The organism is Blastococcus sp. CT_GayMR19, from assembly GCF_004570385.1.
Classification (GTDB): domain Bacteria; phylum Actinomycetota; class Actinomycetes; order Mycobacteriales; family Geodermatophilaceae; genus Blastococcus_B.
Genome location: NZ_SPQL01000003.1, coordinates 200,102 through 213,907 on the forward strand (window position 1 = coordinate 200,102; position 13,806 = coordinate 213,907).

The following is a 13,806-nucleotide window of genomic DNA, read 5'->3' on the forward strand; positions in this document are numbered from 1 at the left end:
TCGAGCACGACCTTTCCGAGGTGTCCCGCGAGCGGCGAGGGACTCAGCGACGCAGGGGGTCGGTGCCGTCGAGGCAGCCGTTCGTCGAGAGCACCGCGAAGCGGGCGAACAGTTCCTCGGCGTACCAGCGTTCCCGATGCGTTCGCTGGATGACCGCCGCGTGCGGGGCCCTCTCGTAGGCGAACGCGTTCAATGCCGAGGAGGTGCTCCAGACACTGAACGTTCCCTGGAGCCCGAGTGGTGCCTCGCCGATGCCCAGCGCGAGGCGCAGACCCTCCGCCTGGTGGAGGTCGGCCGAGACGGGCGGCACCGCCCGCCAGAACTGCGCCGCGCGGCGGAGGACCAGCCTGGCGCGCGTGACGGCTGCGACCGGCCCGGCCCATGGACGTGGCGGCGGGTTGCCGAACGGCTCCTGCCGCGACCAGCGGCCCCGGGAGGAGAGCGGGCGCAGCCGGGTGGACCACTCCTCGTCGGCGAACCGCCGCCAGTTCCCGACGACGCGGCCCTCCTCGAACGCCGTGGCCGCCGATGCGTCGTCCCAGACGGCGAGGACTCCCCAACGGCAGGGGTCGGCGTCCCGCGGGGTGAACGTCCTCCCGCTCCCGGTGCCCAGCAGCTTGGCGAAGCGCAGTCCGGGCGTGCGGCGCAACGGGACGCGGTCGGCCGCCACATGGAAGAGGGCCCGTGGAACGGCGCGGCCCGGCACACCCCACAGGTGCAGCGTCACCAGGGCGGGCTCGGACACGAGCCGAGAATCCCTCAGCACCCGACGGCGGGGAAGACGCTCCGTGCGCCCCTGGACGGGGCGTCTCAGCCTCCCGTCGGTGCCGAGTCGGCGAGGCCACTCAGGATCGCGCCGAGGAGCTCCGCCCGCTCCGCCGGGTCGGTCACCTGCTCGAGGCCGAACCCGAGCAGCACGGCGCCGTCGGAGGTGATCGCCGCCCCGACCCGGGACTGCGCCCGCTCGAAGTCCCCGGCGTTCCCCGGGCTGCCCTCGGGAGCACCGGGCACCGTCCACGGCCCGAGGTCGGTCTCGAAGCCCTCGGTCTCGGCCGCCGTGCCGTCGATCGTCAGCCCTGCCTGGTCGACGAACACGCCGGCGCCGCCGCTGGCGGGGTCGCTGACGTAGGTGATCGCCACCTCGACCTGTCCGCCGGCGTAGGCGGAGAGGTCGAACGCGACCTGCTCCCAGCCGTCGGACGTGCCGGTGATGCGGTTCCACGTGCCCGTGGTCCCGGTCGGCGCGCAGGTCTCGCCGCCGGTCAGGTAGTGCCCGAGGAACGGGTGCAGCTCGAGAAGGAATCCGGCCTCGCACTCCGCCGGGGGAGTCGTGTCGCTGAGCCCGCCGGCCTCCGGCAGCGTCGTCCACTCGTCAGTGCCCACCGGGTGGGCCTCGACGAGAACGTTGTCGTAGCCCTCCTCGACGTCGTAGGACAGCGCGAACCCCAGGGTCGGTGCCTCCGCAGCGGCGACCCCGGTGAGGTCGACGGTCCGGGCGAGTCGTGCGTAGGTGCTGTCCGTGTGCGCGGCCGCGGCGAACCACTCGCCCTCGAAGGTCTCCAGGCCGCCGGGCGGACCACCCTGGTACTCGCCCGACACGGAGCTCGCGAACTGCGGGAACTCCTCGGGCGGCAGGACGGCGCTCGTCGGCAGGAACGTCCCCGCCTCGTCGATCGGGTTGCTCGCCGTGCCCGAGAGCGGCGTCTCCGCACCGGCGAGGGGCTCGCCGGTTCCCACCAGGGACTCCGGTGCCTCGCGTGACGACCGGGCGAAGGCGCCCAGGTAGTACTGCGTGAAGTCGTCGGCGAGCAGCAGGCAGTCGCTGAAGAGGTCGGCCGTCACCACGCAGTCCTGGTCCGGCGCGCCGTCCAGGCCGTACCAGATGCCGCCGACGGACGTCCCCAGCTGGCCGTAGTACGCCGTCGTCTCACCGGTGTGCGCCAGCGTTCCGCCGCCGTTGAGGTAGTCGCGCACCGACATGGTCAGGAACTGCTGGCGCTCGGCGACGGCCGCGTCCTCCAGCTGCTCGTCGAAGGTGTCGGTGACGACGTCCTCCTCGTCCTGGGTCAGCCGGTTGTCCCCGAGGTACCAGACGACGCTGTCGAAGTGGCTGAGCACCCCGAGGTCGTGCGGCACCCCTCGTGCCGACACGTCCCAGACCGCCGAGCTCAGGCCGGCCGCGGTCAGCGCGTCGACGTACAGCTGCGCGTACCTGGGCGCGGGAACGGCGGGATCGGGCGCGCCGGGGTTGAAGCCCTCGTAGTCCTCGTTCGCCAGCACGAGGACCGTGCCGCCCTCGTCGGCGACGGTGTAGGTGAACCGCTCGCTGGTCACCTGACCACCGGCGGTCTGGTCGCCGCCAGGACCGGACCGCCGGCCGGTGAACCACACCTCGACCTGGTCACCGAGGTTCGCGCCGGTGACCTCGCCACGGAACTCGGCGTAGTAGACGTCGCCCTCGTCGCCGTAGCGCTCGCCGCCGGCCCACTCCTCGACGGCCGCGCTCTGCTCGCCGCCGCCGTTGATCCGGAAGCGCAGCTCGAGCTCGGTCAGGTCGCGCCGCGCCGTGACGGCGACCGTCTGCGGGCTGCCGTAGGAGACGGTGAAGGGGTCGAGCACGAAGTCCGGCACCGTGCGGCCGACGACCGACACAGGGTTCGACGGGTCGTGCGTCGATTCGGCCACCGCGAGCGCGAACGGGACGTTCTTCTCGAACTCCGCCTGGACCAGCGGCTCGGAGTCGGGGAAGTGGAACACGCTCTCGCAGTCCTCGGGGAGGAAGGCGTCGGCGGGATCGACCGCGCTGGCGGTCTGGCAGGTGGACATCTCCGGCGTGAACGCCAGCGTGCCGTAGGCCTGCTGGGCGTGCTCGGTCGTCTCGCCGTTGGTGGTGTACAGCTCGGCCGCGATGTCCGGGTCGTAGCCGGGGACCGCGGGGGTCGCGTCGTCGCCGGCCAGCGTCTCGTAGATGACGTCGTCCGGCGTCGGGGTGGCGACCTGCCAGCCCGTGCCGTAGAGGAGGAGCTCGGCCGCGGAGTGGTAGTTGATGAGGAACTCGAAGTCCATGCGGGACAGGAGCCCGTCGAGGGCCTGCGTCTCCGGCTCGGATGCGGGCGCCGGACCCCGGTAGGTCTCGCTGTCCGGGAACGGCGACGAGCCCTCGATGTCGTAGCCCCACCGGGTCGGGAAGTTCCGGTTCGGGTCGACGCCGTCGACACCGGTGATCACGCCGTCACCGTCGTTGTCGCGCAGGTTCTTCCGCCACAGCCGCTCGGTGCTGAACGTGTGGTCGTAGCCGTCCGGGTTGGCGACCGGCACGAACCACAGCTCGGTGCTGTCCAGCAATTCCCTGATCCGGAGGTCCGTGCCGTAGCCGTCGAGCACGTGGCGCAGCAGCCGCCGGGTCATCTCGGGGGTGATCCACTCCCGCGCGTGCTGGGCGGAGGTGTAGAGGACCGCGGGGCGGTCGCCGTCGGCCACCCCGCCGGCGTCCTTCGTCACCCTGAACGCGAGGATCTCCTGCCCCATCACGGACCGGCCGATCACCTGCTGCTCGACCAGGTCGGGGTGGGCACGAGCAAGCCCGACGAACTCCTCGCGCAGGCCGCCCGGCCCGCTCCAGGGACGGAAGACGCCGGTCGCCGCCGCCGTCGACCGCGCAGCGGTCGACCGGGCCTCCAGCGGCACGCCCTGCGCGACGAGAGCGTTCGCCGCCCGCTCGCCGAGCACGACCTCCACCCGCACCGAACCGGGTGCGCCGCCGGGCGTCGTCAGGACGTCGCGGCGGTCGATCCCGCTGTCCATGACCAGGGCCAGCTGCTCGGGTGTCAGCTCGGCCGTGTAGGACACCGGCCCCCCGCTGTCCGACGGCGCGGCGGTCGCGGCCGTCCCTCCCGCGACCAGCAGTCCGAGCACCAGCAGCATGACCGTGAGGACGGCGAGAGCAGGCCCGCCGGGAGAACGCTCAGCTGCACGCACCATGTCGACCGTCCCTGCCTCGGGGAGAAGGTGGAGACAGAGTGCCCGCCGTTCCCCCTCCGCGGAACCTGGCTGCGCGCCCCCCGTGGGCAGACGCCATCCCGCCGGCGCCGATGCGCGGGGAACACCGGGCCGGGACCGCGCCGCGCCCTCCCGTACGGGGGCTTGCTGGACGACGGAGCCCCACGGTCAGTGACCGTGGGGCTCCGCGTGAGCGGGTGTTCGAACACGTGCGATGGCACGTGGTGCGGCACGTCGCGCCCGCATGGATCGCCGGCTGTCCGGTGACTGCGCCTAGACCAGGGACGACCCGGTCGTGGGAGTCCCGGTGACGACGATGCACGCGACGGTCGCGCTGCGCGGCCAGGACGGGAGAGTCGGGTGGATCTGGCCGAACGCGTAGGCCGGGTCCGCCAGCACCTCCGGACGGAGCAGCGCCTGGGTCTCCCGTGCGCAGTCCTCGGGAGCTCTCGTGTCGACGACGTCGGTGTAGTCCTGGCCCGCGTACCCGAGTTTCGTGACGACCTGGGCGGTGTGCGGGTCCGTGCACGGCACCGCCTAGACGGAGATGATCGGAGCGTCGGAGCCGTCGGCGGGAAGTGGCGCTGCGTTGTAGCAGTCGCCGGGCTGCAGGTCGAGCGGCGACAGCGCCGTCGGCTCGGGGACCTCGGTTCCCGGCGCGCGTGGCGGGGTCGGCGCGTCGCCGCCACCGCTGACGGCGTACCCGGCGATCCCGATCGCCACCACGGACAGCAGCGACAGCAGGAGACGACGAGGCCTGCGTCGGGGTGGCGGAGCCGGCGGGCCGGCGGGGGGAGCGGGCGGGAGCCCCGGACCCGTCGCGGACGGGCCGGGCCACGGCTGGGGCAGGGCGTAGGAGGCCGGGAACCCTGGGCGGTCGGGAGGCGGCCGGTACTGCGCCGTGTCGCTCGTCCTGTCGGCCGGTGGGGGAACGGGTCGGCCATCAACCGGTCCCGGCCGGGTCATCGGGGTCCTGTACATGTCGGTCATCGCCGTTCTCCTTCATCGATGGGGAACATGAGCTGCGCCGAACTGCCCGCCGGGACAGAGGGACGGCAGCCTGAGGAGAGACGTCGATGCTGCGGAGAAGCCCGCCCTCGACGTCGAGGGACATCCGGTCAGGCGGTGCGGATCCGCGGAACCCGTCGCTCGCCTGCCAGAACCCTCGGGGTTGGACCGCACCCCTCATAGCCACCCTGGGTGGCAGACGACCTCACCTAGGCGTCGATCGCTGACACCTGCGTTGGGCGAACCGCCGGTGGCAGGGGACAGCGACGGGGGGTCGGGGCGTCTCGGTGGCTCGGAATGCGATGGGCAGCAGGCTCAGGCCGGCGCGACCTTCACCCGTGAGATGGCGGCAGCGCTCGGCGCTGCCGACTCATCCGGATCGCTCGTGGGAATGCCTGCGGAGTGCGGCTGCGGTCACTGCCCGGCGGCGTCGGCTCCGTCCGGGCCCCGTCCCTCCTTCTCGGGCCGCGCTCCCGGGGCCGGCGCGTCCGTGCGCTCGAGGCGCTGACGGATCGCCGCGACGTTGAGCGCCAGATCCTCGAGCGCCTCGACGGCGCGCGTGGCGAGCGCGAACGTGAGGTTCTCGCGCTGCCGCTCGGGGCTGAGCTCCCGCTTGCCCTGCGGGGTGCCGGCACGCTCACTCGGACGGCGCGTCGCCTCCGCCCAGGGCTCGTCATCGTTCCTCGGATCGCCGAACAACTCGCGCAGCATCCGTTGCGCCAGGTCGAAGAACTCGCCCGGGTCAGGCCGGTTGCCCGCCATCCGTTCGTCCTCTCAGCTCACGTCGAGCGTGTCGCCGGCCGCAGCGGAGCGTGGACGCCGTCCGGTGCGGTGGGCGGGTCAGCGCTGCAGCTTGTTGTCGTTCAGGAATCCGGTGACGATCCGCACCAGGTCGTCGGGGCGCTCGATGTGCAGACCGTGGCTCGAGCCCGGCCCGGTCACGAACTCGAAGCGGGCGCCGGGGATGGCCTCGGCGACCGCTCTCGACTGCCAGTGCGGGGTCAGCAGATCCTGCTCGCCGACGACCACCAGGGTCGGGGCGGTGATGCCGCCGAGGCGGTCGAGCGTGTCGTGCGCCAGGTCGGCGTCCCACTGCTCGACCGTGACCTGCATCTGCTCCTCGTTCTGCGGGAACGCCGGGAGCATCGGCTCCAGCATCTGCGCGAAGTCGGGGTGGTCGAGCAGCTGTGGCGAGAAGGCGATGCCGGCGCTGGCCAGCGCCGCGTCCATGTCCCGGACGGCGTAGGGGAGCCGGAGGGCGCTGAGGACGGAGCGCTGGAAACCGTCGCAGCGCCCCCAGGTGGCGTACAGAATCGCGGACGCCACCTGTTCCGGGTGCGCGAGCGCGAGCTCCTGAACGATGGCCGACCCCAGGGACCAGCCCATCACGTGCGCCTGCGGGATGTCGAGAGCCTCCATCAGCGCGGACACGTCCTCGGCCATGGCGGCAACCGTGATCTGACCCTCGCCCCGTTCGCTGCCGCCGAGCCCGCGGTTGTCGAAGGCGATCACCCGGTACTCCTGGGCCAGCTTCGGGACCATCTCGCCCCAGAGCAGCATCGACCCCGACGTCCCCATGATCATCACCAGGGGATCGCCCTCCCCGCTGATCTCGTAGTTGAGCGTGACTCCGGTCCGGCAGGCCGTCTGCGGCATTGCGTGCTCCTCGTCGAGCGGGGGTGGGGGTGTCGGCAGGGCGGGATCAGGTGTAGACGAGCGAGCCGTCCTCGAGATCGGCCTTGGGCAGGATCTCCATCTCCTGGGCGTGTTCCAGCATGTGCGTCCAGGGCTCGCGATCGCCCTGCTTGAACAGGATGTGCTGGGAGCGGAGGACGTAGCCGGCGTTGAAGTTCTCCGGGTCCGACCACGGGCGGAGCTGCATGCCCGCGTCCTCCTCCCGCAGCGTCGGCACCACCATGGTGGCGCCCCGATCCTGCATGCGCTCGAACACGCGCCCGACCAGGTCGCTGACCAGGTCCACGCGCAGCGTCCAGCTGTGCCGGAAGTAACCGAAGATGTAGGCCATGTTCGGGATACCGCTGATCATGACGCCGCGCCAGGTGACCCGTTCGGTGAAATCGACGGGGTCGTCGTCCACGGTGAAGGCAACGTCACCCATGACCGACAGATTGAATCCCGTGGCGCTGACGACGACGTCGGCCTCGAGCTCCTCACCGGAGCTGACCCGGATCCCCTTCTCGGTGAAGGTCTCGATCGTGTCGGTGACGATCGAGGCCTTTCCCTCGCGCAACGCCGCGAACAGGTCACCCTCGGGGACGATCGCGATCCGCTGCTGCCACGGACGGTAACGAGGGGTGAAGTGCTGCTCGATGTCGAAGCCCTCCGGTAGCAGCGGCTTCATGGACTCCATGAGGAATTCGTGCAGCTGGTCCGGTGCCTCGTGCGACATCCGCGCCAGCTCATTGAACTGGGCGGTGTAGGCACGGCGGAGGATCTCGTGCGTCCAGTCCTCGGGCACGTCCAGCTGGCGCAGCGTCACCGCCAGCTCGTGAGTCAGGGGAGGGGCGAGGAAGTAGGAGGGGGAGCGCTGGAGCATCGTCACGTGCGCCGCCTCTTTCGAGATCGCCGGGATCAGCGTGGAGGCCGTGGAACCGGAGCCGATGACGACGACGCGCTTGCCGGCGAGGTCGAGGTCCTCGGGCCACTGCTGCGGATGCACGACCAGACCGTGGAACCGGTCCATGCCCTCCCACCGGGGCTGGTACGGCTTGGCGTGGTTGTAGTAGCCCTGGCACATCCACAGGAAGTTGGTGGTGTACCGCACCTGCTCGCCGTTGTCGCCGCGAGTGGCCTCCACGGTCCACCGGCGGTCCTCGGTGGACCAGTTGGCCGCGGTGACCCGCTGGTGGTAGCGGATGTGCCGTCCGAGATCGTCCTCGTCGATGACCTCGTCGAGGTAGTTGAGGATCTCCTCTCCCGCAGCGATCGATGGCCCGCGCCACGGCTTGAACCGGTAGCCGTACGTGAACAGGTCGCTGTCCGAGCGCACGCCGGGGTACCGGTGGGTCCACCACGTACCTCCGCGGTTGTCCTGTGCATCGAGGATGACGAAGGACCGGTCGGGAAACTGTTCCTGCAGGTGGTGGGCGGCGCCGATCCCGGAAACGCCTGCGCCGACGATGAGCACGTCCACGTGCTCTACGTCGGACTTGTCGTTGCGCGCCGCCGCGACGGTCCGCTGCTCGGTCATCGTCATGGTGCTGGCTCCCCCTGGTGCACGTGATTCAGGTCACAGACGCTACCGTCGGCGGCGGGGTGCGAGACGGCTCGGAGGCGCTCCGGTGGTCCCGCCGGACCGGCGGTAGCGGTTGAGTGGCGGGCCGGTCACGGAGCGGCATGGGGGATGGACCCGAGGACGCCCGCCGAGTACCACGTCGGACGGTCAGTGCGCGAGGACGGCGGGCCGACGGTCGGCCCACGGGGTGGCCTCCTCGAGGAGGGCGGCGACGCCGAGCAGCGTCTCCTCCGCCGCGTAGCGGCCGACGATCTGGACGCCGACCGGCCAGCCCTCGGGGGAGGGTGTGCCGGGCACGCTGATCGCCGGCGCGCCGGTGATGTTGGACATCGCGGTGAACGGCGCGAACGCGAAGATCCGGTCGTACCAGCCGCGGGCGTCCAGCGAGGGGTCGTCGGCGTTCAGATGGCCGATGGCGGTGTTGGGGCTCGCGGTGGTCGGCGTCAGTAGCACGTCGTAGTCGCCGAAGAACCCGCCGACGGCGCGCGTGGTGGCGTTGAAGACCCGCTCCGCGGCGTACATGTCGAGCGCACTGAGGGATCGGCCGTACTCGGCGCAGGCGAAGGTGGTGTGCTCGAGCACGTCGGTGCTCAGCGTCACCCCGAGGGCGGCGGCCACGCCGAACGCGCCGTCGGCGAGGAAGCTGCACCAGGCTGTGAGGTTGGCGGTGTCGAAGGCTTCGACGTCGTAGCGCGGTGCGGCCTCCTCGACGGTGTGGCCGGCGTCCGCCAGGGCCCGCGCCGTCGCCTGGACGGCGGCGACGCACGCCGGGTCGACCGGGACGCCGTTGGGTGCGGTCGTGGTGACGGCGATCCGGAGCGGTCCGGCCGGCGGACGAACGGCGTCGAGGTAGCTGGTCGCCGGGCCGGGGAGCAGGTACTTGTCGCCCGGCTCGGAGCCGTGGACGGCGTCGAGCAGGCCGGCCGCGTCGCGCACCGTGCGGGTGACGGCGAACTCGATGCCCAGGCCCATGAGCGGGTCGGCGAAGTCGGGGGCCACGGACACCCGGCCGCGGGAGGGCTTGAGCCCCACCAGCCCGGAGGCGGCGGCCGGGATGCGGATGGAGCCGCCGCCGTCGTTGGCGTGGGCGACCGGCAGCGCGCGGGCGGCGACCAGGGCGGCCGACCCGCCGCTGGAGCCGCCGGGGGAGCGGGAGGTGTCCCAGGGGTTGCGGGTGGCCCCGTTGGCGACCGGCTCGGTGGCGGCGTTGAAGCCGAACTCGGGGGTGGCGGTGATGCCCAGGGCGGCGAGACCGGCGGCGCGGAACCGCGTCATCAGCGCGGTGTCGTAGGGGAACGCGAAGCCGGGGCCGAGCAGCCGGCTGCCGTCGCGCTGGGGGATGCCCTCGGCGTGCAGGACGAGGTCCTTGATGGCGAAGGGGACGCCGGCGAAGGGGCCGTCGGCGCCGGCGGCGAGGGGCTCGTCGAAGAGGTCGCCGACGAGCGCGTTCAGTTCGCCGTTGACGGACTCGATGGCCGTCCGGGCGGCGGCGTGCACCTCGTCGGCGGTGACCTCGCCCGCCCGCACGAGATCGGCCAGCCCGGTGGCGTCGTGCTCGATGTACTCGGTGACCTTCACGGCCGTCCCCTCCTGCGCCACACGGACCGGGTGCCCGCGCTGCCGAGAGTCTGTGCCTCCGACCCGGGGACGCGCATCGGTCGAAGTACGGAGCGGTCCGGCCTTTCCCGGCGGGCCGGGGGCGTGCCAGGGTGGCCCATGGGGTCTGCGCGGGCGACGACCCGCTCGAGGCTCCAGGCCGCGGTCGCGGTGCGCGACGCCGCCGACGCGGTCGCCCGTGGCGAGGGGCCGGCCGACCGCGGGGACGCCGTCCTGTCCGCGCTGTTCTCCGTCGTCTCCCCGTGCGCGGCCGCCGTCGAGCGGTGGGATCCGGTGCGCGGCCGGCACGACACCCTGGCCGGTGCGGGGTACCGCGACGAGGCACTCGACGCGGTGGAAGCGTTGTTCCACGAGGACCCGCGGTTCCCGGTCGTCCGCTTCGAGGGGCGGCCGCTGCGCGTGTGCGACATCGACCCCGCCGAGCGGAGCGGCCCGATGTTCGAGCAGGCGATCCTGCCCGGGCGGTTCACCGACGGGGTGAGCCTCTGCCTGTCGGCGGGTCCGAGGTACGTGGGGTCGGTGCACGCGTCGACGTCGGCCGGCGGTGTGGACGACGAGACGGTTGCGCTGCTGCGGCTGTTGAGCGGGGACCTGGCCCGGCTGGTCGACCCGCTCGACGGCATGCCGGTGCCGGTTGCCGACGACGCGGGGGCGTTCGCGTGGTCACCGTCGGACGGGCGCCGAGTGGCGCTGTCGCGGTCGGGCCGGCCGTCGCTGGTGGGCGCCGGCTCGCCACTTGCCGAACTGCTGTCGCCGTCGGCGTGGCCGTCCGGGCTGGGCCGACACCTGCTCGTGGTGGCGGGCGGGGAGCTCCTCGCCGTCGAGGCCCGCCCGTCCGGACGGTGGGTCGTCGTGGAGCACCGGCCGGCAGTGGCGCCGGCCGGCCTGTCGCTGCGCGAGCTGGAGGTGCTGGCACTGCTGGCCTCCGGCGCCACCAACCGGATGGTGGCGCGGTCGCTCGGGGTGGGGGAGCGGACGGTGGCCACGCACGTGGAGCACCTGCTGGCCAAGCTCGGGGTCGGCAACCGGGCCGGGGCCGTGGCGTTCGCGGTGACGATCGGCCTCGTGCACGTGCGGGGCCTCCCGCGACGATGAGGTGCGCGGCGTCGCGACTTCTCACGTGTCGGGCGCCTCGACGTCATGGACCCGGAGGGCGAGGAGCGCGATGTCGTCCGTGAGGTCCGGCGCCATGCGGTCGAGGATCTCGTCGCAGAGTTCGCTGACGGGTCGGGCGGCCAGGTCCGGCGCGATGGTGAGCAGCCGTGCGAGGCCGTCGTCGAGCGTGGCGTCGCGGTGCTCGACGAGTCCGTCGGTGTAGAGGACGACGGTGGCGCCGGGGCTCAGGGCGACGGTGTGGTGGCGCCTCGGGGTGTCCGGTTCCACGCCGAGGAGCACGTTGGCCGGCCGCTCCAGCAGGCTCGCGGTCCCGTCGGGCCCGAGCAGGAGCGGGGGCGGGTGGCCGGCGTTGGACCAGCGCAGGATGCGGGCGACTCCCGGCATTCCGTGCGGCGGCTCCTCCACCCGGGCCACGACCGCGGTGGCCAGGGTTGCGATCCCGGTCTCGCTCAACGCGCGGTCCAGCGCGCTGAGCACCTGGTCGGGATCGCGGTGGTCGAGCGCCGAGGCGATGCCGCGGAGCATGTTCCGCAACTGTCCCGCAACGGCAGCCGCGGTCCAGTCGTGGCCGGTGACGTCCCCGACGACGAGCGTCGTATCACCCCCCGGGGAGACGAACGCGTCGTACCAGTCGCCGCCGACCAGCACCTCCTGGGCCGCGGGCCGGTAGCGGACGGCGATGTCGAGATGCTCCAGATCCGGAGGATTGGTCAGCAGGGACCGCTGGAGGCTCTCCGCGAGGCTGCGCGTGGCTCGTGCCTGCCGTCGTTCCGTCTCCCGGCGCGCGACCCGGTTGACCGCCTGGGAGCACTGTGCGGCGAAGGCCTCGAGGACACGGAGGTCGTCGTCGTCGAGGGACTGGGGTTTCTCCCAGCCGACCGTGAGCGATCCGAGCGGGCGTCGGCCGATGCGCAGCGGCAGGGCCGCCCAGGCTCGCAGACCCGGGAGGGGCGCGGCGGAACTGTCCTCGCCCGCGTCCCGCTGGTACAACGGTTGACCCGCAGCGGCGGCAGCCATCGGCACGGGTGACCGGAGGGGGAGCCGCAGCCCGGGGTGCTCCGGCCCGTCGCGGGAGTCCACGACGGCCAGGTGGCTCCCACCCTGCTCCAGCAGGGCCACGGCGAGGACGTCGGCATTCAGCGCCCGGCGAGCGTGGCGGAACATCTGGCGGAGCAGCTCGGACCGGCTCTCGGCCACGGAGAGCGCGCTGACCGTGGCGGCGAGGCCGGCGAGCTGCTGGGCCGTGCGCCGTTCGCGGTCGCTCGTGGCCCGTAGCTCCGCGTTGGCCTGTTCCAGTTCGCGGGTACGGGCGACCAGATCGGTCTCGGCCCGTTCCATGCGGTCGGCATGGGGCAGTCCGCGGACCGCGCTCACCTGGGCGTCGTCCTGCACGTGGATGTGGTCGGTGACGTCCTCGACCCAGTGGAGCAGCAGGAGGACCTCACCCCGGTCTCCGAGCACGGGCACGGTGCCGTGGCTCCAGAACCGCTCCCGTTGGCCGCCGTCCTGGGTCGGGACGACGAACCGCTGGAGCGGGACGGTGTCGGGACGGCGGGTGTCGTCCGCGCGCTCGAGCGACTCCCTCAGCCGGCGGAGGCACTCTGCCCGAGCGGTGCCGGGCTCGGCTCGGAGGACGTGGAACAACGGCTGGCCGGTGCTGCCGACGAGCAGGGTCCCCGTGGCCTCGATCATCGCCCGGTTGGCCCGCACGACCGTGAACTCCGGCGTCACGAGGAGCAAGGGCGTCGGGGCGACGTCGAACACCCGCGCGTAGTCCGTTCCCGGCGACCGGCCAGGACTCATGCAGCATCGGGTGCGGAGCAGACGTGGAGGGACATCGGGAGGGGTCTCCGTCTCACGAGCGCCCCGCGGGGGAGCGACGGTTCCTGCCGTCCATGGCATCAGCGGTCGGTACGAGGCGGCGGCGCCCCAGGGGGACCTGTCGTCTCACTCGTGTCATCGCCCCGACCGATCACAGGGGTGCGCACGGTTCGACAACCGCCCCTCCCGTCCCACCTGCCCCTCCTGTCCCATCTGCCGCAAGGGGTGATGGCCCGTCCAGCGGTTCCGTCGACGCGCCCCGCAGAGGCTGGGACCGCCGGCGGAGGACGCGAGACCGCCTCCGATCGCCATCGGCGACAGCGCAGCGGCCATATCCGCTTGCCGGGACGTCGGTGCACTGCGACGTTCGCGGTATGCCGCCCCGGGGCGTAGGCCCACCGTTCGATCAGCTTCGAGGGGCCAGCCGAGACCGCCAGTGCCATCATCGAGGCGCCCAGGAGCAGGCCGAGCAGGCCCGACTGGACGGCGCCCACGGGCCCTGAGGAGATGCCCCTCGTAGCAGTGCGCCAGTCCGAACCATGACGAGGTCATCAGGACCGCCTGGATCGGACCCACGATTCGGTGCAGCAGGGCGAGCGGCCCGGCTCGGAACAGGACCTCCTCGCTGAAGGCGTTGAGGGCGACCGCGGCCACGACCAACGGCGCCGACGCCAGCAGGTGAGACCAGCCCTGGCCGGGGAACGCGGAATCCAGCCACGTCTGGGTGGCGAATCCGGCGACGAGCACAGCGGTGGCGAGCGTGCCTACCACGGCCGGCTCAGCGGCCGACGCGTGCCCGGAAGGCGCACACCGATCCGGGCGGGGAGCTTGCCGGGCACGAGGAAGAGGCACGAAGTCAGGGTGATCATGAGAAGGGCGACCACGCCGAGGGTCACGGCGAGCATCAGCACCCTGGTCGACAGCACCTGCCGCAGACCCGAGCCGGTGTCCGCTCCGCTCCAGTCGATCGCCCACGGCACGACGATGTA

11 protein-coding genes are annotated in these 13,806 nt (G+C 72.5%); 1 reads left to right on the forward strand and 10 read right to left on the reverse strand.

All coding sequences use genetic code 11. The features are described from left to right. Positions 1-43 precede the first annotated feature (43 nt). The 8 genes from E4P39_RS05935 to E4P39_RS05970 form a co-directional block, all read right to left on the reverse strand. Positions 44-745, reverse strand: coding sequence for a monooxygenase (locus tag E4P39_RS05935; protein ID WP_135135471.1), 702 nt, complete (start codon positions 743-745; stop codon positions 44-46). Positions 746-810: 65 nt separating this feature from the next. Beyond that, the gene (locus E4P39_RS05940; protein ID WP_135135472.1) at positions 811-3,981 is read right to left on the reverse strand and encodes a M14 family metallopeptidase; all 3,171 of its coding nucleotides are present in this window, start codon (positions 3,979-3,981) and stop codon (positions 811-813) included. A 291-nt stretch (positions 3,982-4,272) separates the two neighbouring features. Next, positions 4,273-4,533 carry a hypothetical protein gene (locus E4P39_RS05945; protein ID WP_135135473.1) on the reverse strand — a complete coding sequence of 87 codons (261 nt, stop codon included), beginning with the start codon at positions 4,531-4,533 and terminating at the stop codon, positions 4,273-4,275. Between the two features lie 3 nt (positions 4,534-4,536). Then, positions 4,537-4,722, reverse strand: a complete 186-nt coding sequence (locus tag E4P39_RS05950) for a hypothetical protein (protein ID WP_135135474.1) — start codon at positions 4,720-4,722, stop codon at positions 4,537-4,539. Between the two features lie 699 nt (positions 4,723-5,421). Next, positions 5,422-5,769, reverse strand: coding sequence for a hypothetical protein (locus E4P39_RS05955; protein ID WP_135135475.1), 348 nt, complete (start codon positions 5,767-5,769; stop codon positions 5,422-5,424). Positions 5,770-5,847: 78 nt separating this feature from the next. Beyond that, positions 5,848-6,663, reverse strand: a complete 816-nt coding sequence (locus E4P39_RS05960; protein WP_135135476.1) for an alpha/beta fold hydrolase — start codon at positions 6,661-6,663, stop codon at positions 5,848-5,850. A 46-nt stretch (positions 6,664-6,709) separates the two neighbouring features. Continuing rightward, positions 6,710-8,224: an NAD(P)/FAD-dependent oxidoreductase gene (locus E4P39_RS05965; protein WP_135135477.1), complete on the reverse strand. Its 1,515-nt coding sequence runs from the start codon at positions 8,222-8,224 to the stop codon at positions 6,710-6,712. A gap of 186 nt (positions 8,225-8,410) precedes the next feature. Then, entirely contained in the window at positions 8,411-9,841 is a 1,431-nt protein-coding gene (locus E4P39_RS05970) for an amidase family protein (RefSeq protein ID WP_135135478.1), read from the reverse strand. Between the two features lie 138 nt (positions 9,842-9,979). On the opposite strand from E4P39_RS05970, the gene E4P39_RS05975 reads away from it, so the two are divergent. Beyond that, positions 9,980-10,975 (forward strand): helix-turn-helix transcriptional regulator, encoded by a 996-nt coding sequence (locus E4P39_RS05975; protein ID WP_209306373.1) that lies wholly within the window; start codon positions 9,980-9,982, stop codon positions 10,973-10,975. A gap of 21 nt (positions 10,976-10,996) precedes the next feature. On the opposite strand, the gene E4P39_RS05980 is transcribed toward E4P39_RS05975, so the two are convergent. Both E4P39_RS05980 and E4P39_RS22200 read right to left on the reverse strand, forming a co-directional pair. Further along, a complete protein-coding gene (locus E4P39_RS05980; RefSeq protein ID WP_167761642.1) occupies positions 10,997-12,799 on the reverse strand; it encodes a SpoIIE family protein phosphatase in 1,803 nt (600 codons plus the stop codon). 782 nt (positions 12,800-13,581) lie between these two features. Beyond that, on the reverse strand, positions 13,582-13,797 hold the full coding sequence (locus E4P39_RS22200) for a hypothetical protein (RefSeq protein ID WP_167761645.1): 216 nt from the start codon (positions 13,795-13,797) through the stop codon (positions 13,582-13,584). Positions 13,798-13,806 lie beyond the last annotated feature (9 nt).

Coding starts and splice junctions, on each gene's coding strand:
- E4P39_RS05965 (WP_135135477.1), bottom strand. CDS start 8,224: ATGACGATGACCGAGCAGCGGACCGTCGCGGCGGCGCGCAACGACAAG.
- E4P39_RS05980 (WP_167761642.1), bottom strand. CDS start 12,799: ATGAGTCCTGGCCGGTCGCCGGGAACGGACTACGCGCGGGTGTTCGAC.
- E4P39_RS05960 (WP_135135476.1), bottom strand. CDS start 6,663: ATGCCGCAGACGGCCTGCCGGACCGGAGTCACGCTCAACTACGAGATC.
- E4P39_RS05955 (WP_135135475.1), bottom strand. CDS start 5,769: ATGGCGGGCAACCGGCCTGACCCGGGCGAGTTCTTCGACCTGGCGCAA.
- E4P39_RS05940 (WP_135135472.1), bottom strand. CDS start 3,981: ATGGTGCGTGCAGCTGAGCGTTCTCCCGGCGGGCCTGCTCTCGCCGTC.
- E4P39_RS05975 (WP_209306373.1), top strand. CDS start 9,980: ATGGGGTCTGCGCGGGCGACGACCCGCTCGAGGCTCCAGGCCGCGGTC.